Consider the following 24,593-nt stretch of genomic DNA (forward strand, 5'->3'; position numbering starts at 1 on the left):
TTAATCGAGTTTCATCAAACGCAAACGATTGGCGTTGCTCACCACTGTCACCGATGACAGTGCCATGGCCGCCGCGGCATAGGCAGGATTCATCAACCATCCTAACAATGGAAACAGTACACCTGCTGCAAGAGGGATACCCAAGGAGTTGTAGATGAACGCGCCAAACAAATTTTGATGGATATTGCGCAGGGTTGCCCGTGAAATCATCATGGCATCGGCAACGCCCTGCAAAGATCCCCGCATCAACGTAATGTCAGCACTTTCTATTGCGACATCCGTGCCCGTGCCAATGGCAAAACCAACGTTGGCTTGCGCTAAGGCTGGCGCATCGTTTATACCATCGCCGACCATGCCCACTCGCAGACCTTGTGCTTGTAGCGCTCGAACTTTGTCCGATTTTTGTGCGGGCATAACACCGGCAATCACCTCATCTATGCCTGTTTGAGCAGCCACTGCTTGGGCGGTTCGTTCACTATCCCCTGTCATCATGATGACTCTGACACCGGCCTTTTTCAAACGTGCAATCGCCTCTGAGCTGTCACTTTTAATCGGATCGGATATGCCCAATAACGCCACCAATTGTCCCTGTAAGCCGACCATTACCACAGTACTGCCTTGATCAGAGAGCTGATCAATTCGCTCTTTCGTGGCCGATGATACCGAAATGCCCTGCTCATCCATCAAGCGCACATTACCCACAACCCAGGTTAACCCCTGATCTTCATACACCAACCCCCGACCAGCAAACACTTCTGGGATGCCTGTTTGGGCCAGCGTTAAGCCCTTCTCTTCAGAGGCTTGAACAAGGGCATTGGCCAGCGGATGCTCGGAGGCCCGCTCTAGGGCTGCCACGTGTGCCAGTAACCAATCGTCTTTGTCGACGTCATAGTCCAATGAAATCGGCCAAGTATCTTCAGCTAAACACTCCAAGTGCACTAAACGCGGTTTGCCTTCAGTTACCGTGCCCGTTTTATCCAACACCATGACGTCTAAACGCGAGGACTCTTGTAATGCATCTCCTTTCCGAATCAAGATTCCCCGTCCCGCCGCGCGTCCAACACCCACCATAATCGACATAGGTGTTGCTAACCCCAATGCACATGGCAGGCAATCACAAGGACGGCCATTGCGGTTGTAAAGGCATAAGCACTCGAGGCTCAGGCCCCACTAACCACCAAATGAAGGCCGTGATCAGTGCAATCACGATGACCACTGGCACAAACACTCGGCTAATATCATCGGCCAGACGGCCAATTGCTGGTTTTTGGGCTTGAGCTTGGCGTACTTGCTCGATAATTCTGGCAAGGGTTGTCTCTTCCCCTACTTTTCGCACGCGCATCTTAATGCTGCCAGAAAGATTGACTGTGCCTGCGGACAAAACATCCCCTTTGGCTTTGCGCAAAGGCAGTGGCTCTCCCGTTAACATCGACTCATCAACTTGCGTATCACCTTCGGCTAAAACACCATCAACAGGAATACGCTCTCCGGGTTTCACCCGCAGTAAGTCGCTCGTTTGCAAGGAGGCCAAACGCATGGGCTTTTCATCACCATTGCTTAGAATCAAGGTCGCCGTGTCCGGTTGCAACTGCATCAGCGCCCGAATCGCTTGTGATGCTTGACCTCGTGCACGTGTCTCCAACACTTGGCCTAAGTTCACCAAGCCTATGATGAAAGCCGCCGCCTCATAATAGACATGTCGACCTTCCGCCGGCACGATGTCAGGCCAGATCACCATTAGGGTTGAATAGAGCCAAGCACTCCCTGTTCCTAGAGCTATCAGCGTATCCATCGTGGCATGCCGATGCTTGAGCGCTGTCCAAGCCCCTACAAAGAAATGCCCCCCGGAGTAGATCATCATTGCGAGCGTCACAAGCCCAATCAATGCCCAAAGCAAACGCGCTTCGTCTAGCATCGGCAGGTGCCCTGTCATCATGAACAGCATTTGTGGAATACCCACCAGTAATGCTACCCAAGTTCGACGCTTAATAGCCTGAAGATGCTGTGCTTCTTCTGCTTGACGCTCGGCTTCACCGTACTCCGCGTTCATTGGTGTTGCCTTAAAGCCTGCTTCATCAATGGCCGCCACCAACGCATCAACAGGGGCATCGCCTTCTACACTTGCGCTTCGATCGCCCAGATTGACGCTAACCGATTGCACGCCCGTGACGTTTTTCAGTGCATCTTCAACACTACCTACGCAGGCCGCGCACCGCATTCCACGCAAAGCAAGACGAGTCTTCTGAGACATACCACACCTGTTTAATAATGGGCAGGAGCCTCTTAATGCCCCTCTCCCGATTGATTCCCATCACACTAACGGCTGACCGCGTTGCGCCAAGTCCTTAACCAGGTTTCACGCCCAGCTTCCGTTTCTTCAGGCGAAAAACCGATGCGCTGAGGCTGTGTTTGTAAAAACACCTCGGGCAACTCAATGTCTGTTCGAACCGGTAGCATCCAATTGGTTGTTGGAATCACCGTTTGAGCATCCTCACTTAACAAAAAGCTTAAAAAGGCTTGAGCCAACTCCACATTTTGGCTGGGGGCCGTCACCGCTGCCAATTCAATCTGCGCGACGTGTCCCTCTGTAAACAAGGCCGCCTGATATTGATCACTCTCTTCTGCAACCACATGATACGCCGGAGAGGTGGTGTAACTCAGCACATAATCGGCCTCACCTTGAAGAAACATGCCATAGGCCTCTGACCAACCCTTCGTCACAGTGACCGTATTGCGCGCTAAGCGTTGCCAAGCTTGCTGCACATCATCACCGTACACCTTTTGCATCCAGAGCATCAGCCCCTGCCCTGGCGTACTGGTTCTTGGATCTTGATATATAATGCTGGCATCACTGTTTAACAAGGCTTCCAAAGAGTCCACTGGCGTTTCAATTTTATGCGCATCGTAGATAAAGGCAAAGTAGCCATAGTCGAACGGAATGAAGTCGGTATCGGTCCAGGCTAAGTCGGGATTAAGCGGCCAGTTCGACAACTCCAACTGGTGAGGCTGAACCAAGCCCAGCGCACGGGTTTGCTCCATTAACGCATCATCCAGCCCCAAGACCACATCCGCCCGCGTTGACGCCCCTTCAAGCCTCAGCCGATTTAACAAACTGACTCCATCGTCACTGCTCACGTAGTTGAGTGTACAGTCACATTGCGCTTCAAATAACGTCTTAAGTTGCGGCCCAGGTCCCCAGCTACTGGTAAAGGAACTATAGGTATACACGGTAAGTTCTTTGGCTGACAAAGTCGTGATACAGAGGGATAAACCCAGTGCTGACAATAATCGTAACGATGATTTCATAACGAACGGTATCCACAAAAAATAAGGAGGTTGGGATTACCGGCAATAGACAAAGACAAGCATTCAAAGCAAGGCATGGCTCAATCCCTACGCCGGTGCTAACCGGATCAGGTTCAACGGGTGTATACTCTCAGCCAACCGCTCGACAGATTAAACCTGCACAGTTTTGGCACCCCGATGAGACTCGACTTAGTATACCAACGCATTCAATGACAAACCAACCTATCCTTCGTCTCCCAACTGAGTTAATCACTTGGTTAAACGCAATGCCTGACATCGACTATATAGGTGCAGGTACGGCTAATCAGCATTGGCGTTTAACCTGTGGTAATCAACGCTATATCTGGCGTGAGCGTATTCATCACCAACCAGGCAGCTCTCACATTGCTGAGCGTCTTGCCTTGCAGTGCATCCATGGGCGGAGCTGGGCACCAAAGTGTGCTTGTATCTGGAGGATGGGATTTTATTTGACGATCAAGCCACTCACACCTTTGATCCTCAAACCCTGAGCCCTGCACAACGCCAACACCTGTTGCACAGCGTCACGGAGCTATGGCAAATCCCCTTTGAGGGTCACAAAATGAACTACACAGCCTTGATTCAACAGTATGCCGACTTAGCTGGACATGGGGCGGACACGGATGCGCTTGAAGCATCACTCTTGGCAGAGGTTCGTCTATGGTGTGACGAGATGATGTGCTTTATTCATCAGGACATCCATCCCGGGAATTTATTGTTGAGCCATGAACACGTCATTCTAATCGATTGGGAATATGCGACGCGTGGAAACCCCTGGATAGATGCCATTGCACTGCAACGCATGCTGCAATTAACTCAATCAGAACGCCAATATTTAATGCAGTACTTGCCAACCTACCCAGCCGAAAACGCTTGGACACGCATGAGTCAATGGTTAACGCAGTTAGATGCGTTATGGAGTCGAGCACAAACGCAACAAAGCTGTTAAAATATTGACCAATTCATTTATCGATTCATTCTGGAAGTCGTGCCCTAGCCTGCACGTCACGTCTTCCTATGCGGATCAGCCCAGTTAGGCTAGAACTGTTGAGCTAGAGGAAGCTATGTCTAAGATTGTTGTCTGTGCACTGTATAAATTTGTTACCTTGGAAGACCATGTCGCGTTAAGAGCCCCCTTACAGGCCACCCTTGAACAGCAGGGTATTCGTGGCACATTACTCTTAGCGGCTGAAGGCATTAATGGCACGGTTGCAGCTCTCGCCAAGCCATTGATGCCTTGAAAGACTGGTTTGCACAATACGAAGCCTTTTCCGGTATTGACTACAAAGAGTCATTAAGCGACGAACAGCCTTTTTATCGTACAAAAGTGAAATTGAAAAAAGAAATTGTCACGCTCGGCGTTGAAGGCATCGACCCTAAGAGAGTTGTCGGAACCTATGTCGAACCGAAAGACTGGAACGCCCTGATCAGTGATCCAAACGTGATTCTGGTGGATACACGTAACGACTATGAGGTTGGCATTGGCACGTTTAAAGGGGCGATAAACCCTAAAACAGAGACCTTCCGTGAATTTCCGGACTATGTCAAAACACATCTAGATCCCCAGCAACACAAGAAAGTCGCTATGTTTTGTACAGGTGGCATACGTTGTGAAAAAAGCACGGCCTATTTAAAAGAGCAAGGCTTTGAAGAGGTCTATCATTTGCACGGCGGCATTCTAAAGTACCTTGAAGAGGTCCCAAAAGAGGCGTCTTTATGGGAGGGTGAATGCTTTGTATTTGATAATCGCGTCACCGTTGATCACGACCTGCAACCGGGTCATTATTCGCTCTGTGCGGGTTGCCGAGCGCCCTTATCTGAAGAAGATACGCTCAGCCCGCATTACGAAGAAGGCATTAGCTGCCCTCATTGCGCCGATAAACAGACCCCAGAGCAGCGTGAGCGCTACGCCTCTCGGCAAAAGCAATTGGAATTGGCTAAACAACGTGGCGAAGCCCATATTGGTGCCGATGCGCTTCAAACCGCTGAACGACGCAGAGCCGAAAAAAAGGCACGTAAAGTCGCACAGCAAAAGGACTAGTACCAATGTTGTTTCCGACGTTGCCAAGAGGTCGTCTGCGTCTTTTTTTAGGATTCATCGCCTTTGTTTGCCTTGCCACCAATGCAAACGCAGATCTGTACGCATTTGATACCGCTAAGTTTGAGATCGGCGGAAAACAACTCAAGGTAGAGTTGGCTCAGACGCCCGTGCAACGTTCAAGAGGCTGATGTGGCGCGAACATCTGGATGAGGATGCTGGCATGCTGTTCGTTTTTAACAACGCCGAGCCGCTCTGTTTCTGGATGCGCAACACATTGGTTCCCTTATCCATTGGTTTTTTTGATGCAGAGTTTGTGCTGATGCAAGTCACTGACATGCATCCCTTATCGGACCAAATCCATTGTTCAGATAGACCCGCCCAATATGCTCTAGAGGTGAATCAAGGCTGGTTTGAGCGCCAACAGATACGCGCCCAAGACCAGCCTCGTGGGCGCATCATCTTAGATCAAGACTCCTCTCCCGATAAAGATTGACTCACTTTTCCCAAAGGGGCAGCCAATAAGCGTGTTGCACTGCCCTCTTGAACCTCGGCGTGTTCCGTCTTGTCCAAGCAATAGTGCACTAGAGGTAAATCGCTTTGCGCAAGCGCAAGCGCTTGTCCAGTCACGATAAACTGGCAATTTGGGAACAAATAGGCCAAAGACTTGAGTAGCGTCGGCTGCATTTTCACATCCAAGGATTGATCGATATCGTCAATGAGGATAATCCCACTGCCGCTTAAAGGGGTCAGGCTCAAGGGATGGGTCTGGCACAAACGTTTAACAATATCGCCACTTAATGCCAACAACTGGCGCTCCGACCGTGACAGTTGGTTTAACTCTAAGGTAACGCCTCGTTTATCAAACAACAAACGGGGTGCGGGATGGCGCTCTATACGGATATTGGTTAACTCAGGCAAGAGGTATTGCCATACCTGACGCAAAGCGGTCATGGGAGGGTGTGCTGACTGGCAACGCTCAACATCCAATGCCTTATACAGGTTGGATATGTCAGGATGCGCGTGCTGACGACGAGCATTCGCTAGGCTGAGATGCATGGCTCGACTGCGCAACTCATTCTCCAGGTCTTCTTGCTCACGCAGCCAATGAAAAAAAGTGATGAAATCAACACTATCTGGAACCGTATTATCCAGAACATTTAACGGATGCGTCAGTGATCCTTTGGGCAAGAAATTGGGGATGCTGAATGAGCGATCCGACGGATAATACGCCACTAATGGGATACCGTCTTCTGCATCACGTTGAAGCCGCTGAGCATAGTGTTGCGTCACAGCCACCATCTCACTTATTTCGGCTCGATCAGCAAACCCTGCGCCCTTTTTCTTACGCGTTAGCGCCCAACTTAACGTGCCTTCAACACTGGGATCTTCTGCACGAATTTCAAGTGAGCAATGATCAGCGCCCTCTTTTAGGTCACTTATCGGAAACATCTTGCCATTCAGTTTGTCATTCTTTAGTCGTGAAGAAAACCAGGTCAGCCCATAGGCCAAGGCACGCATAGCGGCCGACTTACCTGTGCCGCTGCTACCACTAAGCAAGGTCACACGACCCGAGTCTTCTAAATACGCAGGCATTGTCACGTTTAACTGGCTCAAGCCTGCAATGTTCTCCAATCGGAAGCCAACTATTTTCATACAACACCTCTAAACACGACCGACTTTAGATACGCTAACGCTATATGTAATACTCTGATTAAACCCAAAAGTACACCCAAAAGCCTTATCGAAATACGGACATTTTAAATACACCATGCTCATCAAAGACTTACTCTACCCCTTGTACCTTAGTCTCTAGAATTAGCCAGAGCAAGCCTCGCCCTATTATCGAGCGCCATTAAAATCTTTTTCGCACCAACACAGGGCAAGCCTCTTTATCAACATCCCCCTCCTGCACACCTTAATCAGGTTCACAACCTTCAATTACAGGGGGTTTGAAGAATTGGCACACTTAATGCTGTATCACAGCAAACCTTAAACCAGATAGGATTTGACCGATGAAACAGATGAACAAGAAACTGGCCACTGCAACCTGTGCTCTCGCTCTGTCAATTGCGGCAATCACCGCTCAAGCCTCCGACACTATTAAAGTCGGCGTATTGCACTCACTATCCGGCACCATGGCTATCAGTGAAACCACACTGAAAGACACCATGCTGATGCTGATTGAAGAGCAAAACAAGCAAGGTGGCGTTTTAGGCAAACAGTTAGAAGCCGTTGTAGTGGACCCTGCGTCGGATTGGCCACTGTTCGCAGAGCGTGCACGTGAGCTGCTTGAGCGTGATAAAGTCGCGGCTATTTTTGGTGCATGGACATCTGTTTCACGTAAATCTGTTTTACCCGTTGTTGAAGAGCTTAACGGACTGTTGTTTTACCCCGTTCAGTACGAAGGTGAAGAGTCGTCTAAAAACGTTTTCTATACAGGTGCCGCACCTAACCAACAAGCCATCCCTGCTGTTGACTACTTAATGAATGAGCTGGGTATTGAGCGCTGGGTACTGGCTGGGACCGATTATGTCTACCCACGCACCACCAACCGCATTCTTGAAGCCTACTTGAAATCCAAAGGGGTTGCAGAAGCGGACATCATGATTAACTACACGCCGTTCGGTCATTCTGATTGGCAGACCATCGTTTCTGACATACGTCGCTTTGGTGGTGAAGGCAAGAAAACAGCCGTTGTATCCACCATTAACGGTGACGCAAACGTACCCTTCTACCGTGAGTTAGGTGCGCAAGGCGTCTCTGCAGAAGATATCCCAGTCATTGCCTTCTCTGTTGGTGAAGAAGAACTGTCCGGTATTGATACCGCGCCTCTGGTCGGGCACTTGGCAGCTTGGAACTACTTCATGAGCATCGACACCGAGGCGAATGACGAGTTTATCGATACTTGGCATGCGTTTACGGGTGACACCAACCGCGTAACCAATGACCCAATGGAAGCGCACTACATCGGCTTTAACATGTGGGTTGAAGCGGTAAACAAAGCAGGCACGACGGATCCATCAGCCGTCCAAGAAGCCATCATCGGTGTCACAGTGCCCAATTTGACGGGTGGCTATGCGGCGATGATGCCAAACCATCACATCACCAAACCTGTCTTTATCGGTGAAATCCAGTCCGATGGTCAGTTTGAAGTGGTTTGGCAAACGCCTAGCACCGTTGTTGGCGATGCGTGGTCTGACTTCTTAGAAGGTTCTAAAGATATTATTTCAGATTGGCGCAAGCCTCTCTCGTGCGGTAACTACAACGTAGTCACCAAAACCTGCTCAGGTCAGAACTTCGAATAATCGCAAGTGTACTTCGCTGCATGCAACCTCTGCATGCAGCGACTTCTCGCTCCACTTTTCTGGGATATTCAATTATGAAAAGCCGGATTAAGCACCTAATGTGCGCTTTAGGCCTGCTGGTTCTCCTGCTCTGTGCTGTACAACCTGCATTTGCCAAATCTGACGACCCTGTGCTTCTTGAGTTGCAGACGCTGTTGATCTCATCGAATAACCAAGACCGAACAAAAGCCATTGAGCTTTTGACACAGTCACAACATGAATTGGCCTTCGATATTTACGGTTTACTGCTAGAGGGCAAGTTCTTTTTTAACCGCACGGATAACCAACTTTATTTAGTGGATCGTGCCGAGGCGGGACAAAGCGCCTTACATTTTCTGGATGAACGTGATGTTGTCATTGAGCGCCCTCGGGATTTTCGCCGTGTTGCCCTCAACAATGCACAACGCACGCAGATTCGCCGAGTCATGGCTCAAACAGGCTTAACAGCAGACTCCAGCAAAACTCGAATCAAAGCGGTACGACAAATGATGGGCGATCCAGATCCAGAAGCCCTAAGTCTGATTCGTGCGGCCTACACCTCAGAAACAAATGACAAAGTCCGTGATCTGATGGCGGTTGCGATTGCCATTGACACCCTCACACAGACAGATGAAGCCGCTCAGCGAGATGCCATTGACACCTTAGCCGCTTCGTTAGAACCGCGTGCGCGCAACGCCTTAAACCAATTTGTCAGCCAAACCGAGAATGCTTCCTTAAAAGAATTGGCGGAAAAAGGGCTGATTGGCATTGAACAAAAGATCAAATTTTACAAAGGCCTCGAAACCGTTTACTTCGGACTTAGCCTAGGCTCTGTCCTAGTCCTCGCCGCTATTGGCTTAGCAATCACCTTTGGTGTGATGGGCGTGATTAACATGGCCCATGGCGAGTTAATCATGATTGGTGCTTACACCACTTTTGTTATTCAACAGTTAATGCCTAACCACATCGGTCTGTCTGTTTTGGTTGCCATACCCGCGGCCTTTGTCGTATCCGGTCTTGTGGGTATTGCCATTGAACGTGGCGTCATACGCTTTTTATATGGCCGTCCATTAGAGACACTGCTGGCAACCTTTGGTATCAGCCTTGTTCTGCAACAGGCTGTGCGCACCATTTTCTCACCCTTGAATAAAACCGTCGAAACACCTTCGTGGATGAGTGGCATGCTGGAATTTAACCCAGTGTTCGCCATCACCCTCAACCGTTTGTACATCATTATTTTTTGCTTATTGGTTTTCTTCGCGCTCTTAATGATTCTGAAACGCACAGCCTTAGGTTTGCAGGTCCGTGCCGTGTCTCAAAACCGTGCAATGGCGCGTGCCATGGGCGTCCGCTCCGAACGTGTCGATATGATGACCTTTGGCTTAGGCTCAGGGGTTGCTGGCATTGCAGGCGTGGCGCTATCACAAATCACCAACGTCGGACCCAACCTAGGACAAGCCTACATTATCGACTCCTTTATGGTGGTGGTCTTTGGCGGTGTCGGCAATATTTGGGGAACACTGGTCGCAGGGATGACACTGGGCGTTGCCAACAAAATTATGGAGCCTTGGGCGGGTGCGGTATTGGCTAAGATTTTAGTCCTCGTCTTCATTATTCTCTTTATCCAGAAAAAACCGCGCGGACTCTTTCCGCAACGCGGTCGTGCGGCAGAGGGTTAAGCCATGATGTTATGGAATCTGATTAAAGAAGATCGGGGTGGGCAGATATTGCTACTGCTACTGGCGATTGCCATTATTGCAGTCCCCATGCTCAATGCCTTACCCCCTGATCATGCCTTGCATATTCCCACCTACACGGTGGCCCTGCTCGGCAAATACTTGACCTTAGCACTCTTGGCACTGTCCGTTGATTTAGTCTGGGGCTACCTTGGTATCTTAACGCTAGGTCATGGGGCGTTCTTTGCGCTCGGTGGCTATGTCATGGGTATGTATCTGATGCGTCAGATCGGCGAGCGGGGAGTCTACGGACATCCCGAGCTCCCAGACTTCATGGTGTTCTTGAACTGGGACAGCTTGCCTTGGTACTGGACGGGCTTAGATCAATTTTGGTTCGCAGCCATCCTGATCATACTGGTGCCTGGCCTATTGGCGTTTATTTTTGGTGCCTTGGCCTTTCGTTCGCGCGTATCTGGCGTCTATTTATCCATTATCACGCAAGCCTTAACCTTCGCCCTGATGTTGGCTTTTTTCCGCAATGAAATGGGCTTTGGTGGCAATAATGGCTTAACGGACTTTAAAGATATTTTAGGCTTTAGCTTGCAAGCGCGAGAAACCAAAGTTGGGTTATTTGTCGCCTCAGCGGTTGCCTTAGCACTGGGCTATTTAATCAGTCGTGCCGTCATCCAAAGCCGACTGGGCAAGGTCTGTGTTGCCGTGCGCGATGCAGAATCGCGTGCACGCTTTTTGGGCTACCGTGTTGAAAACGTCAAGCTGTGGGTATTCACCCTATCAGCCATGATTGCTGGGGTTGCGGGCGCGTTGTATGTTCCGCAAGTCGGCATTATCAATCCGAACGAGTTTTCACCACTAAACTCAATTGAAATTGTGGTCTGGGTCGCTGTCGGTGGCCGTGCAACACTCTACGGTGCGGTTGCGGGTGCTTTGTTTATTAACTACGCCAAAACCTGGTTCACCACCGAATTACCAGATGTCTGGTTATTCGCATTGGGCGCTATTTTCGTGCTAGTCACCTTGTTTTTACCCAAGGGGATTGCCGGTCTGTTTCGTCGTAAGGAGGCCAGCGTATGAGCCAAGCACGCTTACTCGATGAAATAAAAGACAAAAACCGTGTCTTCTCGTTCATGCACACTCAACAAGCACCCACACTGAACGTCAGCAAAAACGTCCTGCTCTACTTGGAAGGCTTATCAGTCAGTTTTGATGGTTTTAAAGCCATTAATAACCTGAACCTCTACATCAATGACGGTGAGTTACGCTGCATTATCGGTCCCAATGGCGCGGGTAAAACCACGATGATGGACATCATTACAGGTAAAACCAAACCCGATACGGGGTCTGCCTGGTTTGGGCAAACCATTAACCTATTGGAGATGGATGAGCCAGCCATTGCCCAAGCAGGCATTGGCCGTAAATTCCAAAAACCCACCGTATTTGAGTTTTTGAGTGTGCGTGACAACCTGCTTCTGTCTATGCCTGAAGAGCGTAAAGTGTTTAGTATTCTGACCGCGCGCTTAACGGGTGAACAGAGTGATCGCATTGATGAAGTGTTGGAGATTATTGGCTTAAAAGAGCAAACCCTCTTGCAAGCGGGCAGCCTTTCTCATGGTCAAAAACAGTGGCTGGAAATTGGCATGCTACTGATGCAACGCCCTCGCCTCTTGTTGGTCGACGAACCCGTTGCGGGGATGACGCATCAAGAAATGGACCGCACAGCGGAGCTGCTGATTTCGCTCTCGGGTAAGCACTCAGTGGTCGTAGTCGAGCATGATATGGACTTTGTTCGTCACTTAGCGGGCAAAGATCGTACCGTGACGGTGTTGCATCAAGGCAGCGTGTTGGCTGAGGGCAGCATGGATCAAGTTCAGAATAACCGCAAAGTGATTGAAGTCTATCTGGGAGAATAAACATGATTAAAATTCAGGGACTTAATCAATTTTACGGTCAAAGTCATACCCTCTGGGATGTCGACATGCAGATTCCCGAGGGGCAATGCACCGTATTAATGGGTCGCAATGGCGTGGGTAAAACCACTCTGCTGCAATGCATTATGGGCCATCAGAAAGTCAAAACCGGTAGCATTGTACTCGCAGGTGAACATGACTTGGTGAAAGTCTCAGTCGAACAACGCCCTCGTTTAGGGGTCGGCTATGTGCCTCAAGGACGGCAGATTTTTCCACTCATGACCGTGGAAGAAAATCTACAAATCGGGTTGCCTGTATTGCCACGCGGGCAGCGCAAAATTCCCGATTATATCTTTGACCTCTTTCCCGTTCTGGCACAGATGATGAACCGTCGTGGCGGCGATTTATCCGGCGGGCAACAGCAACAGCTCGCCATCGGTCGTGCGTTAGTGGTGAACCCTAAACTTCTGATTCTCGATGAGCCGACGGAAGGGATACAGCCAAACGTGGTGCAGGAAATCGGCGATATCATTCGCAAGCTCAATCGTGAAATGGGACTCACAGTATTACTGGTCGAGCAAAAACTGCCCTTTGCCCGTAAAGTTGGAGATCGCTTCTGCATTCTCGACCGTGGGCGCAAGGTGGCTGAAGGCGATATGCCAACGCTAGACGAGGCATTGATTAAGCAGTATTTGACGGTGTAAAGGGTTAGCGGATACGCGCTTTGCAGACTGTTGATTTAGAGTCGATTGAGTACTGGGCGATTTCCTTGTCCTGTACTCAATACGGCTCGTATGTGTTTTATGGTTTGAGTTTTTATAAAGGTGTTAGCCTGGACTCAAAATCATCAGTCAAGTCATGCTGGATGGCTGAGGGCTTATTGATCAGGTAAACGCAACCAACCCAACACCCTGTTATTGTCCACTCGGTAGTTGCTACCTTGACGCACAAGAGGAATGGCTTCTCTGGACGAGTAAATGGGTCCCGCATTTTGCTGCGCAATAATCACAGCATACGCGTTTACTTGCGCGACAATAGCCACATGACCATAGGGATTAAACAGCGACGGAGCATACACGATAATATCGTCTGGGGCAGGCATGCTAGTGCCTCCGTTTCGGTATTGCAGCAAAGCCCGCTGTTTGTTTAAAGCGCCATCCGGCAAGTTTTGATCAAAGAATGTTTTGGCGTGACCATAAGAATCCGGCATCTGATGGTCGAACCTCTCATAGTAATAGCGCTTTACAAACTCAATACACTGGTACTTGATGCCAAGGTTATAGCCGGAAGCCGTTAAATTTCTACCGTAAGACTGGTTGACCCCGCCGTTATAGTAAATACCCACGCCATTTAATTCATCAATCTGCGTACCCGGTGAAATACTGCTAGCAATTGGCGTACGGGTAATAAGCTGATAAGCGCCAAATACAACTGCGGCGACGACCAGCAAGCTTCCTGCTATTTTTATTGTGCGATGCATTCCTATCTCATCTTTGATTAAGCAACAGACTAGGCCCCAGACAAAGGAGCAAAACCCGTGTCGCATTTTTGTTAAGTTTACATGGGTCAATTATGTATCGAAAATAGCAGGTAACCAGAGTTTTTACCTGCGTGCGGACACCCAGATGATGATACCAAACAAGCTGGCAGGATTCTAATCATTGCAGTATTGGCAAAGGTCTTGAAGTTAGAATGGTGCATTATATGCGCCGTTTTTATCAAACCTTTTCAATTCGAGACGCACTGCGTCCCGAATTCAGCTGGACTCATTAGCGGTCAACTGCATTTACTTAAGCGCTATTTCCATAGGCTGATAAACCAAACCCGCAAACTCGCCTATGTCGCCACTGCATTTGAAACCATACTTTATGTATGCAGGAACCGAAGACAAAGAAGCTCTTACCGTTACGGTTTCAGCTCTTGCATGCTTTAAAGCTGCTGCCAGCAAAGCCTTACCGATCCCTTTCTTCTGGTGATCAGGACAAATGAATAGCATTGCAACATGCCGTCCTTCTTTGAGCTCAATTACACCCTGAACTTCCCCACTCCTTTCTGCGACTAGCATCATGTTATCGCCATTCATTCTTGCTAAGAATGCGTCACTGGCTGCAATGCTTGTGAAGGTTGCAATCCCTTGCTCAGACAAGCTATCTGCGACAGAGCGAGTAAAAGATGCAATGCAAATCGCACTTACGGCTTCAAGATCCGTCTCTTCCATTTTCCTTATAATCACTTAATACCTCTCTTGTCGGTAAATTTAACTGCATCTAGGCCTGCATTACTTGGTGCTTTTGCTTTATTAAATGCATCAATCAACGACCTGGCTGCCACTCTTTATAACTGGGGATACCTTCATACTCCAGCCACTCCACATCATGATCGGTCCAAATATGCGCTTCTGGTTTTAAGCCTGGATCCTCATCCAAGGTAGCAACCCGCAGAATAACGTGCGGTTGGCCAGGCCTTTCTGCGACTAAATGAGTGCCACAGACCGAACAAAAATGCCGTATTTTTCCAGGGCTGGACTCAAAGCTCGAAAGCTTATTCTCTCCGCGCAACCATCGAAAGTTCTCTCTCAGCACACCAGCGGTCGGCGCGAAAGGTGCAGCATGTGCTTTTCGACAGGTTTTGCAGTGGCAAAAAATGATTGGCATATCAAGTGAGGTAATCTCATATTCTATCGTTCCACACAAGCAACTTCCTTTCACAAATATCTCCTTATAGAGTTGATGAGCGTCTCAAAAGGCCCAATTTAGATATATTTTTTCTACTGGGAACCTATAGTTTTTTGCTTTTATACTATTTACTGGGTGCTTTATCCAATTCAAGCGCAATCATTTTCGGCTTGTCGTCAAGGTGCACTATCAAAAGGGTAACGCAATGATTGAATGGGTTGGTACTCACGCTGAAAACCGTGCTGAATATGGCACTGAGTTACACACCTATCAAAGCAACTGTCTGCTGAATTTGGTAAAGGCTTTGAGGCCAGAAACTTAGATTATACGCGCAGTCTTTATCAAATTTTTCCAATTTGGAACGCACTGAGTTCCAAATTAAGCTGGACACACTACCGTCGTTTATTGCGTGTAGAAGATGAGACCCAAAAGGTCTCCGACTTGGACAATCGTTGTTTTAATAACTTTAATCCCTTCGCGCTTTCGGCCTTGTAGTCGCACTTGGCGACCTTGATCAAGCGAGGGTGCGCCAAGTCATAATAAATGCGCTCAATAGATTCCTGATCTGTGACCACAAAGCACTTGTCAAACGATGTTGTTGCCATGATGGCACCTCCTCTTTAGCAGAAGCCTAAATGAAATATAACAGCTTGCAACATGAGTCAACAGCCTACTCTGTTTCATTCATTTTGGTCTGGATCTTAAAGGAATGGGAGTAATTGATGGTTGGGAGCAGTCAATTCCACACTGCCTTTCCCTGTGCATTCGGCAAAACTATTCCATAGCTTTACATTTCATCAAAAAGTATCGTATTACTAGACGGCACACTATTTATGTCAAGCTCCAGCAGATTGCCTCAATCCTATAACGATCAGACGCTTCTTGAATGAGTTGTGAAGCGAGTGCGCTTTTCTCTTTACGTGAAAGCATCCAAGCTACAATGTAACGGCTAAACAGATCCATCACGACATAGAGAGATAAATACTCACCACGCTTTCTTGAACAAGCATCATGAGTCGTTCCCTTGCTCCAAGGCTTCGACTAAAGCCATCGTTTTTTTTGGAGCATGATACAGCTGTCTTTTACGTCGAGCTGATGTCGAAGACGTGCATTTTCTTTCTCCAGCTGTTCTATCCGTTTTTGTTCTGGGGTCTGACTCGCTGCTGGTCCTGGCTGTGACTTTTAAAGGCCTTTCACACCTTCAGCCGCGAATTCACGACGCCATTGCGCTAACTGATTGGAAACGAGTAACCTTAGTACAAAATTGTGAAGTACCCCCTAAGCTGATAGCTTAGGCTTAAATAATTTGTGTTAACGTGGTCAGTTGTAGAGCAATCCTTGATAAATGACTGTAAGTTCATTGAACTGGCGATCTCAACTATCAAGGATTACTTGACAGTTGCTATACCGATCTTAGCAGCTAGTGAAACTTGCTTACCCAGCTTACAATTATGAATAGTTTTTATTTTGCATAAACCGAGATCGATATGACAGGAGAGCGTATTAAGCGTGCCAGAAGCGCTGCCGATCTCTATAATCCAGAATCAATGTCAGACAAGCTGACGAGCAAAAGGATGAGGTTTTGGAGCGTATCTTCATTGGCCGCTGGTTCAGAAACAATACTGAACGTTTGGAAAAGCTGTCCGATCTTTACACTGAAATGACAACAAACCCAACTATGAATAGTAAAAAAGCAGAGAGCCTTACAATGAGAAACGTTAATTTAAAGCTTCTGAAACCATCATCAACATCAATAAATATTGAGATTTTAAGCCGTGACTGATACTCGTACTTTGGCGTTGATTGATGAATTACTTGCCCTACCAGCTGAGACCACATGGGTTGAGTTCAAGGAGAACAATTCAGATGCAGAGATGATAGGTAAGCGGATCTCAGCATTGTCGAATTCAGCTAGGTTAGTCGACAAACACTTTGCTTATATGCTCTGGGGAATAAGAGATGCCGATCACCAGGCAATAGGCACTTATTTTGAACCCTCAAGCCAAAAACAAAATAATCAACCGCTTGAGATGTGGCTTTCACAGCACCTACAGCCAGCAATAGCTTTCAATTTTTCAGAGGTGGATTACCGAGGCTCACGTCTAGTACTTTTAGAGGTGCCCGCAGCTAACAACAGCCCAGTAGAATTTGATCGCCAAGCCTATATCCGCATCGGTAGTGCAACACCTCGTTTGTCTGATCATCCTGAACGCCTAAAAGCATTATGGACAAAACTACAGCCCTATACTTGGGAGAGTGCTCTAGCCGCCCAATTCTTGAGCAGTGATGATGTGCTTAGCCGTCTGGACTATACCGTGTACTTTGAACTAACCGGACAGCCCTTGCCAGATAATAGAGCAGGCATATTCGACAAGCTTCGGGCAGACCATCTGATACAGGAAGATGTGGGTGGACGCTGGAATGTCACCAATCTAGGAGCGATTTTGTTTGCAAAGCGTCTGGCCGACTTTTCTCCTTCATTAGCACGGAAGGCGGTTCGCTTCGTTGCCTATGATGGTTTAAGCCGTGCCGATACGGTTACACATCGACAGGATGGACAAAAAGGTTACGCGACAGGATTTACCGGGCTGATCGATCACATTGATGGGCTGATGCCACGCAATGAATTCATAGGAAAGGCCTTTAGAGAAGAGCGGCCTTTGTATCCAGCCATCGCTATTCGTGAACTCGTAGCCAATGCATTGATTCATCAAGATATGACCATTACAGGTGCAGGACCTTTGGTAGAAATGTTCTCTGATCGTATTGAGATTACTAATCCAGGGCAACCTTTAGTACAACCTGAGCGCTTCCTTGATTTTCCGCCCCGCTCTCGTAATGAGGCGCTGGCTGCTCTTATGCGGCGCATGAGATTGTGTGAAGAGCAAGGCACTGGAATTGATAAAGTGATCGTTGCTGTAGAGCTCCACCAATTACCTCCCCCGGATTTCCGCAAGGAAGGTGATGCTGTTCGAGTGGTACTGTACGCTCCACGCCGGTTTGCAGATATGACACCTCAAGAACGAGTTAGGGCTTGTTACCAGCATGCAGCATTGAAGTATCTATCTGGAGAAAAGTTGACTAATTCAACGCTTAGAGAACGGCTAGGAATTGAGCCTCAAAATGCGGCTCAGGCTTCTTCAGTCATCCGTCAAGCTATCGAAGCTAAGCTAATTCGAGTTGCTGATCCTTCTGCGCCACGTTCAGGTTATGTTCCATTTTGGGCCTAGGTTAGGAAGATTTGATTGGGTTTTGATTTTGGCTACGAAATGGATGAATCACAGATCGGTTACAAAAAAATAAATCATATTTATCAAATATTTAATTATTATCAGCGTATGCAGAAAGTTTTGATCAGGTTTTGATTGCTCGGATGAATTTTGAGTTTTTGGCAACTCAATTATCAGATAAGAGCCACCACTTGATGTTTATGCACTGCATAAACTGAACACTTCAAGCCTGTTTAAATAGCTAAAAAATCCTAAATTGGAACGCATTGCGTTCCGAATTATTCCTGCGACAAAACCATACATCTGGATTAAACCAAACTACCGAATACCGCTTACGTATTTGAAGAATTGCCAATAATAACCTTCATACTTTTGGTCTTTGAACAGCTAATCCACACCCACACTTCAGAAATCCCTTCTATTGAGTTACTCTTAACTACGACGAAACTGTTTTTAATCAAGCGCTAATCATCAAACGCGAGATAGTGGATATGGACAAAAAATCGCTCACGGAACGGGATATTTGCACTAAGTTCATCAACCCAGCACTTGAGCAGGCAGGCTGGGATTTAAACACACAGGTCAGGGAAGAAGTCTCTTTCACCGCTGGTCGAATCATTGTGCGTGGAAGACTCCAAAGCAAAAAACCTTCTCCCACCCCCACCACTAGCCACAACATTCATAAGGATAATTTCACCAAGACGCTTGCTCTTCCCGCTTCATTTAAAGATGATTAACTCACAGCATGAGCCCCTCGCTCTGCTATTATAATTTTTAAAGGATAGGTACATGAGTAAGTTAGAATTTGGCCCCATGCCTGATGCTCAAGGCTATTTTGGTGAATACGGTGGGCAGATTATTCCACCCGAGTTGCAAGCGGTGATGAATGATATAGACAAGGCCTACGAAGAAATTCGACAGATGCCCGAGTTTCAAGACGAGTTAAAAACACTGTTTGCAGACTACATTGGCCGTCCAAGTGCGCTCTTTCATGCACGTCGTTTGAGCGAAAAACTCGGTGGGGCGCAAATCTTTTTGAAGCGTGAAGACTTAAACCATACTGGCGCACACAAGGTTAACCACTGCTTAGGCGAAGCCTTACTGGCGAAATACATGGGTAAAACCAAAGTGATTGCCGAAACCGGTGCAGGACAACATGGCGTTGCTTTGGCAACAGCCTGTGCATTGGTGGGTATTCCCTGCGAAATTCACATGGGACAGGTCGATATTGAAAAAGAACACCCCAACGTTGTGAAAATGAAAATCCTAGGCTGTACGCTGATCCCTGTGACACGCGGAACCGCGACCTTAAAGGATGCAGTCGACAGCGCCTTTGAAGAATACTTAAAAGACCCACAAAACTACATCTACGCCATTGGTTCTGTTGTTGGTCCTCACCCCTTCCCAAAAATGGTGCGTGACTTCCAATCCGTCATAGGTGAAGAAGCAAGAGAGCAGTTCCTCAGCCGCTTTGGCAAGTTGCCTGACTATCTGACCGCATGTGTTGGCGGCGGGTGTAATTCGATTGGCCTCTTTACTGCGTTTTTGAACGATGAAGATGTTCAAATGGTTGGGGTTGAACCTGCAGGAAAAGGACTGGATACAGATCAACATTCGGCGACCCTAACGCTTGGTAAACCAGGACAAATTCACGGTATGAAGTGCTACGTCTTAGAAACTGAAGACGGCGAGCCGATGCCCGTTCATTCCATTGCCTCTGGGTTAGACTACCCTGGCGTTGGCCCCCAACACTCCTATTTAAAAGACCTAGGCCGTGTGCAGTATGCCACAGCAACGGACCAAGAGTGTTTAGATGCCTATATGATGCTGTCTCGTGTAGAAGGCATTATCCCAGCGCTTGAAAGCTCTCATGCGGTTGCTTGGGCGATTCGTACTGCGCCGACCTTAAGTAAAGACAAAACCATTTTGATCAATATTTCCGGGCGTGGCGACAAAGATGCCGATTATGTTGCCGAGTTGTTAAAGCTTTAAGTTATCAACACCCTATGTGGATTGCTTTGCTGTAAAGTAATTCACATGAGCGCCCTCTCATTGGCAAAGAAACACCGCACCAAAATCTATCAAGAACATTTTTAAATGCATGATTTTGGTGCAATTTTCGCACCGAAAAAGAGCAGAAAGAGCCTGATGCGCCGTCATGGGTCATGGCACGCTCTTTGCTAAATCAAAGGCATACTTAAGCAAGTCTTTTTGACTCGTTGATTAATCGTCCGATGCCGGACCTCAACCGAGACTAGGTTATGGAATTAACACCCCGCGAGAAAGACAAACTTTTACTTTTCACCGCGGCTTTAGTGGCCGAACGTCGCAAAGCACGCGGAGTAAAACTCAACTATCCTGAGTCTATCGCTTACATCAGTGCCGCAATTATGGAGGGTGCCAGAGACGGACGCACAGTTGCTGAACTGATGGATTACGGCCGTACCCTGCTAACTCGCGAAGATGTAATGGACGGGATCGCCGAGATGATTCCTGAAGTTCAGATTGAAGCGACCTTTCCGGATGGGACCAAGCTCGTCACTATCCATGATCCTATTGTCTGAGGAGTAGCACATGATTCCGGGTGAAATGAAAGTCCTGCCTGGTGACATTGAGTTGAATGTTGGCCGCGAAACCCTGAGCGTAAGCGTTGCAAATACAGGCGATCGTCCCATACAACTGGGGTCTCATTATCATTTTTATGAAGCCAATGATGCCTTGCAATTTGATCGCGAAAAGACACGAGGCTTTCGCTTGAATATCGCCGCTGGCACAGCGGTGCGTTTTGAGCCAGGGCAAAGTCGCACCGTCGAACTGGTTGCCTATGCAGGTGAGCGCAAGGTGTATGGATTTCAAGGCAAAATCATGGGCAGTCTATAAGACAACGGGAGGCTTCAATGGCAAGTATTTCACGACAAGCCTATGCGGAAATGTTTGGTCCCACAACGGGGGACAAGTTACGTCTAGCGGATAGCGAGCTTTGGCTGGAAGTTGAAAAAGACTTCACCATCTATGGTGACGAAGTCAAATTTGGTGGCGGAAAAGTCATTCGCGATGGCATGGGACAAGCGCAATCGGTGTCTGAATTTACCGTCGATCTTGTCATTACAAATGCGTTGATTATCGATCATTGGGGCATCGTCAAAGCCGACGTCGGGATCAAGAATGGACGCATTCAAGCCATCGGCAAAGCAGGCAATCCCGATACCCAACCCGGCGTCGATATTGTCGTTGGCCCTGGCACCGAGGTAATCGCAGGAGAAGGCCAAATACTCACCGCTGGCGGCATTGATGCCCATATTCATTTTATCTGCCCACAACAGGTTGACGAAGCCCTTTGCTCAGGCGTCACCACCATGATTGGTGGCGGCACGGGCCCTGCAACGGGAACCAACGCCACCACCTGTACATCAGGGCCTTGGAACATATATCGCATGCTGGAGGCAGGTGACAGCTTACCCATCAACCTCGGCTTTTTAGGCAAGGGCAATGCAAGCTTACCTGAAGCGCTGCGCGAGCAAATTCAAGCGGGCGCAATGGGATTAAAGCTCCATGAAGACTGGGGCACAACCCCGGCAGCCATCAATTGCTGCTTAAGTGTGGCGGATGAGATGGATATACAAGTGGCCATCCATACCGACACGCTGAATGAGTCTGGCTTTGTTGAATCCACCCTGGCCGCGATCAATGGCCGTGTGATTCACACCTACCACACCGAAGGTGCTGGCGGTGGCCATGCGCCCGATATTATTAAAGCCTGCGGTGAGTCGAATGTTCTGCCCTCTTCGACCAACCCCACGCGTCCCTATACGATTAATACGGTCGATGAGCATTTGGATATGTTGATGGTCTGCCACCATCTTGATCCGGCCATCGCCGAAGATGTTGCCTTCGCCGAGTCACGTATTCGCCGTGAAACCATCGCATCTGAAGACATTCTGCATGATTTGGGTGCTTTTTCGATGATTTCATCCGACTCTCAAGCCATGGGGCGCGTGGGTGAAGTGATTACTCGGACTTGGCAGACTGCACACAAGATGCGTGTGCAACGCGGTCCTCTTCCAGAAGACTCCGAGCAAAACGACAATTTCAGAATCAAACGCTACATCGCCAAATACACCATTAATCCTGCAATTGCACATGGTATCAGCCATGAGGTGGGCTCGATTGAGGTGGGTAAACTCGCAGATTTGGTGTTGTGGAAGCCTGCTTTTTTTGCCACAAAGCCCAGCCTTATCATCAAAGGTGGATTGATTTCGATGGCACCGATGGGCGATCCAAATGCTTCGATTCCCACCCCTCAGCCTGTGCATTTCAGGCCGATGTTTGGTGCAATCGGTAAAGCAAGCCAGCAAACCTCAATGCTATTTTTGTCGCAAGCGGCGGTTGCTGAAGGAATTCCTGAAAAGCTTGGCCTGCAAAGCTTGATCGGTGTGGTTAAAAACTGCCGAACGGCAACCAAAGACAAGATGATCCATAACGCTTACCAACCTAAAATTGATGTGGATCCGCAAACCTATGAGGTGCGAGCCGATGGTCAGTTATTGACTTGCGAGCCTGCGACGGAGCTACCAATGGCTCAGCGTTACTACTTGTTTTAAAAGAATTCACAGAAACTTTTCATAGAAAAAGTAAAGTGCATAAAGAGATGGAAACACTATGTTACGTATCACCGAAAAACTGCACGATCAGCCTCAGGCTTCAGCGAGCTTAAGCTTGAGTATCGATCAACGCATTCGTAGTCGTCTTAAGGTGACCTTGGATGATGGGCGAGATGCCGGACTTTTTTTACCCCGTGGATTAATTCTGCGTGGTGGGGACCGCTTACGCACTGAGTGTGGCGAGATCATTGAAGTCAAGGCATCTCCTGAGTGGGTATCAAAGGTAAGCACCGATGACCCCTTGTTACTTGCTCGCGTCAGCTATCATCTGGGCAATCGTCATGTTCCTTTGCAAATCGAATTAGGTTTCGTGTGCTATCAACATGATCATGTCTTAGACGATATGGTGCGGGGACTCGGGGCCGACGTTGTTTGTGAACAACAGCCCTTTGAACCCGAAGCAGGAGCTTATAGCAGTGAAAGCAGTGGACATCACCACGCGCATTCGCATGACGACACGCCACATTCTCATTAATTGCTCAGCAAAGGACTCTCGTATGAAAACGACCTATACTGTCCCCGCTCTCTTAGGACTCATGCTCATGTCACCCTTGGTGCTTGCCCATCCCGGCCATGAGCATGCAAGCCATGCATTCACGTCTGGCTTGTTGCATCCACTCACAGGGCTAGATCACCTCGTCATGTTGCTGGGTATCGGCATGCTCGGCGCTTGGCAATCTCGCAAAGGGCGGACGCAACTATACATTGGCACGCTGGGCATTCTGTTTGCTGGGGCCGTATTAGGCTTAATCACACAGATTAGCGCAGGCATTGAGATGGTTATTCTAGCTTCGATGTTTCTGATCGCAGCCGCGCTTTTTTTCTCTGCGAAAGGCTGGTTACCCATGATCGCCTCATTAGTGCTGGTCATGTTTCATGGCTGGGCGCATGGACTTGAAATGCCCGCAGAAGGCGTATTCAGTTTCATGCCTGGCATGTTAATCATGGCGAGTTTCATCATGGCGACGGGCTTTGCCTTGGGTAAAACCTTTCAGCCTAAGTGGCTCGGTGCGGGCAGTGCGGCTGCCGCAGCTCTGATCGCAGTATTGGGCTAAATCCATGCTGGCCCATCTAAGACTTTATCAGCTCATTAGCCCCTCCTTGCCGATTGGTGCATTCACCTATTCGCAAGGACTGGAGTGGGCGGTGGAAGCCGGTTGGGTCAAGGATCAAGCAAGCCTACAACAATGGCTAGAAGGCGTGCTGTACTTGAGTGTGGCCCGCCTTGAGCTGCCCGTGCTGATTCGCTTACGCCATGCCATGGACAATGAGGATGTGACATCAATCCTCCACTGGTCTCGCTATTTATATGCAAGCCGAGAAACTTCGGAACTCAGAGCCGAAGAGCGCCAACGTGGTAAAGCACTGGGCGTTTTATTGCCCTCACTGGGCATCGAGATTACGCCCGATATCCAACCCGCGATTGATATAACTCAGCTAGCAGGAATGGCCTTGGCATCACACCATTGGCGAATTCCTATCGAGGATTTGTGCACAGGGTATCTTTGGAGCTGGCTAGAAAACTCGGTGATGGCTGGTGTAAAGCTGGTTCCCTTGGGCCAGACCAGCGGGCAACGTGTGCTCCTCGACCTATCCGAGCAGTTACCTGAGTTAGTGGAACTGTCCTTAAGCATTACTGATGAGCATGTTGCGGGCTCGACGCCTGCGCTGGCCATCGCGAGTGCGCGTCATGAAACACAATATACCCGATTATTTCGTTCTTAATTTACCCATCAGG

29 protein-coding genes, 1 pseudogene and 1 riboswitch are annotated in these 24,593 nt (G+C 48.4%); of the genes and pseudogenes, 22 read left to right on the top strand and 8 right to left on the bottom strand.

Going from position 1 to position 24,593, the window contains the following annotated elements:
- From D791_RS20870 to thiB, 3 genes are all read right to left on the bottom strand, one after another.
- Window positions 1-1,080, bottom strand: a complete 1,080-nt coding sequence (locus D791_RS20870) for an HAD-IC family P-type ATPase (RefSeq protein WP_237748582.1) — start codon at window positions 1,078-1,080, stop codon at window positions 1-3.
- Window positions 1,081-1,114: 34 nt separating this feature from the next.
- A complete protein-coding gene (locus D791_RS20875; protein WP_237748583.1) occupies window positions 1,115-2,251 on the bottom strand; it encodes a heavy metal translocating P-type ATPase in 1,137 nt (378 codons plus the stop codon).
- A 65-nt stretch (window positions 2,252-2,316) separates the two neighbouring features.
- Complete coding sequence (gene thiB / locus D791_RS09665) at window positions 2,317-3,306, bottom strand: thiamine ABC transporter substrate binding subunit (protein ID WP_036510837.1); 990 nt, start codon at window positions 3,304-3,306, stop codon at window positions 2,317-2,319.
- A 67-nt stretch (window positions 3,307-3,373) separates the two neighbouring features.
- Window positions 3,374-3,493: riboswitch (TPP riboswitch) on the bottom strand.
- 22 nt (window positions 3,494-3,515) lie between these two features.
- On the opposite strand from thiB, the gene D791_RS20030 reads away from it, so the two are divergent.
- The 5 genes and pseudogenes from D791_RS20030 (at window position 3,516) to D791_RS09680 (ending at window position 5,858) form a co-directional block, all read left to right on the top strand.
- Window positions 3,516-3,815 carry a hypothetical protein gene (locus tag D791_RS20030; RefSeq protein WP_157682308.1) on the top strand — a complete coding sequence of 100 codons (300 nt, stop codon included), beginning with the start codon at window positions 3,516-3,518 and terminating at the stop codon, window positions 3,813-3,815.
- A 71-nt stretch (window positions 3,816-3,886) separates the two neighbouring features.
- Complete coding sequence (locus D791_RS09670; RefSeq protein WP_157682310.1) at window positions 3,887-4,273, top strand: phosphotransferase family protein; 387 nt, start codon at window positions 3,887-3,889, stop codon at window positions 4,271-4,273.
- A 115-nt stretch (window positions 4,274-4,388) separates the two neighbouring features.
- Window positions 4,389-5,365 (top strand): annotated as a pseudogene (trhO, locus tag D791_RS09675) (oxygen-dependent tRNA uridine(34) hydroxylase TrhO).
- A gap of 5 nt (window positions 5,366-5,370) precedes the next feature.
- A complete protein-coding gene (locus D791_RS18935) occupies window positions 5,371-5,553 on the top strand; it encodes a hypothetical protein (RefSeq protein ID WP_051514397.1) in 183 nt (60 codons plus the stop codon).
- The gene (locus D791_RS09680; protein ID WP_051514398.1) at window positions 5,553-5,858 is read left to right on the top strand and encodes a DUF192 domain-containing protein; all 306 of its coding nucleotides are present in this window, start codon (window positions 5,553-5,555) and stop codon (window positions 5,856-5,858) included. The genes D791_RS18935 and D791_RS09680 overlap by 1 nt, the downstream gene beginning before the upstream one ends.
- Here D791_RS09680 and D791_RS09685 read toward each other — a convergent pair.
- Complete coding sequence (locus D791_RS09685; RefSeq protein WP_036510843.1) at window positions 5,831-7,018, bottom strand: AAA family ATPase; 1,188 nt, start codon at window positions 7,016-7,018, stop codon at window positions 5,831-5,833. The two genes, D791_RS09680 and D791_RS09685, sit on opposite strands and share 28 nt — an antisense overlap.
- A gap of 368 nt (window positions 7,019-7,386) precedes the next feature.
- Between D791_RS09685 and urtA the strand changes: the two genes are divergently transcribed.
- The 5 genes from urtA to urtE all read left to right on the top strand — a co-directional run bounded on the left by urtA (window position 7,387) and on the right by urtE (window position 12,993).
- The gene (gene urtA / locus D791_RS09690) at window positions 7,387-8,670 is read left to right on the top strand and encodes an urea ABC transporter substrate-binding protein (RefSeq protein WP_420329345.1); all 1,284 of its coding nucleotides are present in this window, start codon (window positions 7,387-7,389) and stop codon (window positions 8,668-8,670) included.
- Window positions 8,671-8,744: 74 nt separating this feature from the next.
- Window positions 8,745-10,367 (top strand): urea ABC transporter permease subunit UrtB, encoded by a 1,623-nt coding sequence (gene urtB / locus D791_RS09695; protein ID WP_036510849.1) that lies wholly within the window; start codon window positions 8,745-8,747, stop codon window positions 10,365-10,367.
- A gap of 3 nt (window positions 10,368-10,370) precedes the next feature.
- The gene (gene urtC / locus D791_RS09700; protein ID WP_089503623.1) at window positions 10,371-11,456 is read left to right on the top strand and encodes an urea ABC transporter permease subunit UrtC; all 1,086 of its coding nucleotides are present in this window, start codon (window positions 10,371-10,373) and stop codon (window positions 11,454-11,456) included.
- Entirely contained in the window at window positions 11,453-12,292 is an 840-nt protein-coding gene (urtD, locus tag D791_RS09705) for an urea ABC transporter ATP-binding protein UrtD (RefSeq protein WP_036510852.1), read from the top strand. The genes urtC and urtD overlap by 4 nt, the downstream gene beginning before the upstream one ends.
- A 2-nt stretch (window positions 12,293-12,294) precedes the next feature.
- Entirely contained in the window at window positions 12,295-12,993 is a 699-nt protein-coding gene (gene urtE / locus D791_RS09710; protein ID WP_036510854.1) for an urea ABC transporter ATP-binding subunit UrtE, read from the top strand.
- 173 nt (window positions 12,994-13,166) lie between these two features.
- Here urtE and D791_RS09715 read toward each other — a convergent pair whose 3' ends face one another.
- From D791_RS09715 to D791_RS09725, 3 genes are all read right to left on the bottom strand, one after another.
- On the bottom strand, window positions 13,167-13,769 hold the full coding sequence (locus D791_RS09715) for a CHAP domain-containing protein (RefSeq protein ID WP_036510857.1): 603 nt from the start codon (window positions 13,767-13,769) through the stop codon (window positions 13,167-13,169).
- A gap of 306 nt (window positions 13,770-14,075) precedes the next feature.
- Complete coding sequence (locus tag D791_RS09720) at window positions 14,076-14,522, bottom strand: GNAT family N-acetyltransferase (RefSeq protein WP_202806850.1); 447 nt, start codon at window positions 14,520-14,522, stop codon at window positions 14,076-14,078.
- Between the two features lie 79 nt (window positions 14,523-14,601).
- A complete protein-coding gene (locus D791_RS09725; protein WP_036510862.1) occupies window positions 14,602-14,997 on the bottom strand; it encodes a GFA family protein in 396 nt (131 codons plus the stop codon).
- 109 nt (window positions 14,998-15,106) lie between these two features.
- Between D791_RS09725 and D791_RS20035 the strand changes: the two genes are divergently transcribed.
- Entirely contained in the window at window positions 15,107-15,286 is a 180-nt protein-coding gene (locus D791_RS20035) for a type II toxin-antitoxin system HigB family toxin (RefSeq protein ID WP_272944830.1), read from the top strand.
- Window positions 15,244-15,459 (top strand): DUF1016 N-terminal domain-containing protein, encoded by a 216-nt coding sequence (locus D791_RS22035; RefSeq protein ID WP_081763818.1) that lies wholly within the window; start codon window positions 15,244-15,246, stop codon window positions 15,457-15,459. The genes D791_RS20035 and D791_RS22035 overlap by 43 nt, the downstream gene beginning before the upstream one ends.
- Here D791_RS22035 and D791_RS09730 read toward each other — a convergent pair.
- Window positions 15,357-15,569, bottom strand: a complete 213-nt coding sequence (locus D791_RS09730; protein ID WP_036510865.1) for a hypothetical protein — start codon at window positions 15,567-15,569, stop codon at window positions 15,357-15,359. The two genes, D791_RS22035 and D791_RS09730, sit on opposite strands and share 103 nt — an antisense overlap.
- A gap of 977 nt (window positions 15,570-16,546) precedes the next feature.
- Between D791_RS09730 and D791_RS20165 the strand changes: the two genes are divergently transcribed.
- The 10 genes from D791_RS20165 to D791_RS09780 all read left to right on the top strand — a co-directional run bounded on the left by D791_RS20165 (window position 16,547) and on the right by D791_RS09780 (window position 24,580).
- A complete protein-coding gene (locus D791_RS20165; RefSeq protein ID WP_036510869.1) occupies window positions 16,547-16,747 on the top strand; it encodes a hypothetical protein in 201 nt (66 codons plus the stop codon).
- On the top strand, window positions 16,740-18,194 hold the full coding sequence (locus D791_RS09740; RefSeq protein ID WP_036510872.1) for an ATP-binding protein: 1,455 nt from the start codon (window positions 16,740-16,742) through the stop codon (window positions 18,192-18,194). Before D791_RS20165 ends, D791_RS09740 begins: the two co-directional genes overlap by 8 nt.
- Window positions 18,195-18,685: 491 nt before the next feature.
- Window positions 18,686-18,931: a hypothetical protein gene (locus D791_RS09745; protein WP_036510875.1), complete on the top strand. Its 246-nt coding sequence runs from the start codon at window positions 18,686-18,688 to the stop codon at window positions 18,929-18,931.
- 52 nt (window positions 18,932-18,983) lie between these two features.
- Window positions 18,984-20,186, top strand: a complete 1,203-nt coding sequence (gene trpB / locus D791_RS09750; RefSeq protein ID WP_036510877.1) for a tryptophan synthase subunit beta — start codon at window positions 18,984-18,986, stop codon at window positions 20,184-20,186.
- A 269-nt stretch (window positions 20,187-20,455) separates the two neighbouring features.
- Window positions 20,456-20,758, top strand: a complete 303-nt coding sequence (ureA, locus tag D791_RS09755; protein WP_036510880.1) for an urease subunit gamma — start codon at window positions 20,456-20,458, stop codon at window positions 20,756-20,758.
- Window positions 20,759-20,768: 10 nt separating this feature from the next.
- Complete coding sequence (locus D791_RS09760; RefSeq protein ID WP_036510883.1) at window positions 20,769-21,074, top strand: urease subunit beta; 306 nt, start codon at window positions 20,769-20,771, stop codon at window positions 21,072-21,074.
- A gap of 17 nt (window positions 21,075-21,091) precedes the next feature.
- On the top strand, window positions 21,092-22,795 hold the full coding sequence (gene ureC, locus D791_RS09765) for an urease subunit alpha (RefSeq protein ID WP_036510886.1): 1,704 nt from the start codon (window positions 21,092-21,094) through the stop codon (window positions 22,793-22,795).
- Window positions 22,796-22,853: 58 nt separating this feature from the next.
- Window positions 22,854-23,330 (top strand): urease accessory protein UreE, encoded by a 477-nt coding sequence (ureE, locus tag D791_RS09770; RefSeq protein ID WP_036510889.1) that lies wholly within the window; start codon window positions 22,854-22,856, stop codon window positions 23,328-23,330.
- 22 nt (window positions 23,331-23,352) lie between these two features.
- The gene (locus D791_RS09775) at window positions 23,353-23,910 is read left to right on the top strand and encodes a HupE/UreJ family protein (protein WP_036510892.1); all 558 of its coding nucleotides are present in this window, start codon (window positions 23,353-23,355) and stop codon (window positions 23,908-23,910) included.
- A 4-nt stretch (window positions 23,911-23,914) separates the two neighbouring features.
- Window positions 23,915-24,580, top strand: coding sequence for an urease accessory protein UreF (locus tag D791_RS09780; protein WP_036510895.1), 666 nt, complete (start codon window positions 23,915-23,917; stop codon window positions 24,578-24,580).
- Window positions 24,581-24,593: the final 13 nt, after the last annotated feature.

Origin of the sequence: Nitrincola nitratireducens, from assembly GCF_000585235.1 — a bacterium.
GTDB lineage: Bacteria > Pseudomonadota > Gammaproteobacteria > Pseudomonadales > Balneatricaceae > Nitrincola > Nitrincola alkalisediminis.

Coding starts and splice junctions, on each gene's coding strand:
- D791_RS20870 (WP_237748582.1), bottom strand. CDS start 1,080: ATGTCGATTATGGTGGGTGTTGGACGCGCGGCGGGACGGGGAATCTTG.
- D791_RS20875 (WP_237748583.1), bottom strand. CDS start 2,251: ATGTCTCAGAAGACTCGTCTTGCTTTGCGTGGAATGCGGTGCGCGGCC.
- thiB (WP_036510837.1), bottom strand. CDS start 3,306: ATGAAATCATCGTTACGATTATTGTCAGCACTGGGTTTATCCCTCTGT.
- D791_RS20030 (WP_157682308.1), top strand. CDS start 3,516: ATGACAAACCAACCTATCCTTCGTCTCCCAACTGAGTTAATCACTTGG.
- D791_RS09670 (WP_157682310.1), top strand. CDS start 3,887: ATGAACTACACAGCCTTGATTCAACAGTATGCCGACTTAGCTGGACAT.
- D791_RS18935 (WP_051514397.1), top strand. CDS start 5,371: ATGTTGTTTCCGACGTTGCCAAGAGGTCGTCTGCGTCTTTTTTTAGGA.
- D791_RS09680 (WP_051514398.1), top strand. CDS start 5,553: ATGTGGCGCGAACATCTGGATGAGGATGCTGGCATGCTGTTCGTTTTT.
- D791_RS09685 (WP_036510843.1), bottom strand. CDS start 7,018: ATGAAAATAGTTGGCTTCCGATTGGAGAACATTGCAGGCTTGAGCCAG.
- urtA (WP_420329345.1), top strand. CDS start 7,387: ATGAACAAGAAACTGGCCACTGCAACCTGTGCTCTCGCTCTGTCAATT.
- urtB (WP_036510849.1), top strand. CDS start 8,745: ATGAAAAGCCGGATTAAGCACCTAATGTGCGCTTTAGGCCTGCTGGTT.
- urtC (WP_089503623.1), top strand. CDS start 10,371: ATGATGTTATGGAATCTGATTAAAGAAGATCGGGGTGGGCAGATATTG.
- urtD (WP_036510852.1), top strand. CDS start 11,453: ATGAGCCAAGCACGCTTACTCGATGAAATAAAAGACAAAAACCGTGTC.
- urtE (WP_036510854.1), top strand. CDS start 12,295: ATGATTAAAATTCAGGGACTTAATCAATTTTACGGTCAAAGTCATACC.
- D791_RS09715 (WP_036510857.1), bottom strand. CDS start 13,769: ATGCATCGCACAATAAAAATAGCAGGAAGCTTGCTGGTCGTCGCCGCA.
- D791_RS09730 (WP_036510865.1), bottom strand. CDS start 15,569: ATGGCAACAACATCGTTTGACAAGTGCTTTGTGGTCACAGATCAGGAA.
- D791_RS09745 (WP_036510875.1), top strand. CDS start 18,686: ATGGACAAAAAATCGCTCACGGAACGGGATATTTGCACTAAGTTCATC.
- trpB (WP_036510877.1), top strand. CDS start 18,984: ATGAGTAAGTTAGAATTTGGCCCCATGCCTGATGCTCAAGGCTATTTT.
- ureA (WP_036510880.1), top strand. CDS start 20,456: ATGGAATTAACACCCCGCGAGAAAGACAAACTTTTACTTTTCACCGCG.
- D791_RS09760 (WP_036510883.1), top strand. CDS start 20,769: ATGATTCCGGGTGAAATGAAAGTCCTGCCTGGTGACATTGAGTTGAAT.
- ureC (WP_036510886.1), top strand. CDS start 21,092: ATGGCAAGTATTTCACGACAAGCCTATGCGGAAATGTTTGGTCCCACA.
- ureE (WP_036510889.1), top strand. CDS start 22,854: ATGTTACGTATCACCGAAAAACTGCACGATCAGCCTCAGGCTTCAGCG.
- D791_RS09775 (WP_036510892.1), top strand. CDS start 23,353: ATGAAAACGACCTATACTGTCCCCGCTCTCTTAGGACTCATGCTCATG.
- D791_RS09780 (WP_036510895.1), top strand. CDS start 23,915: ATGCTGGCCCATCTAAGACTTTATCAGCTCATTAGCCCCTCCTTGCCG.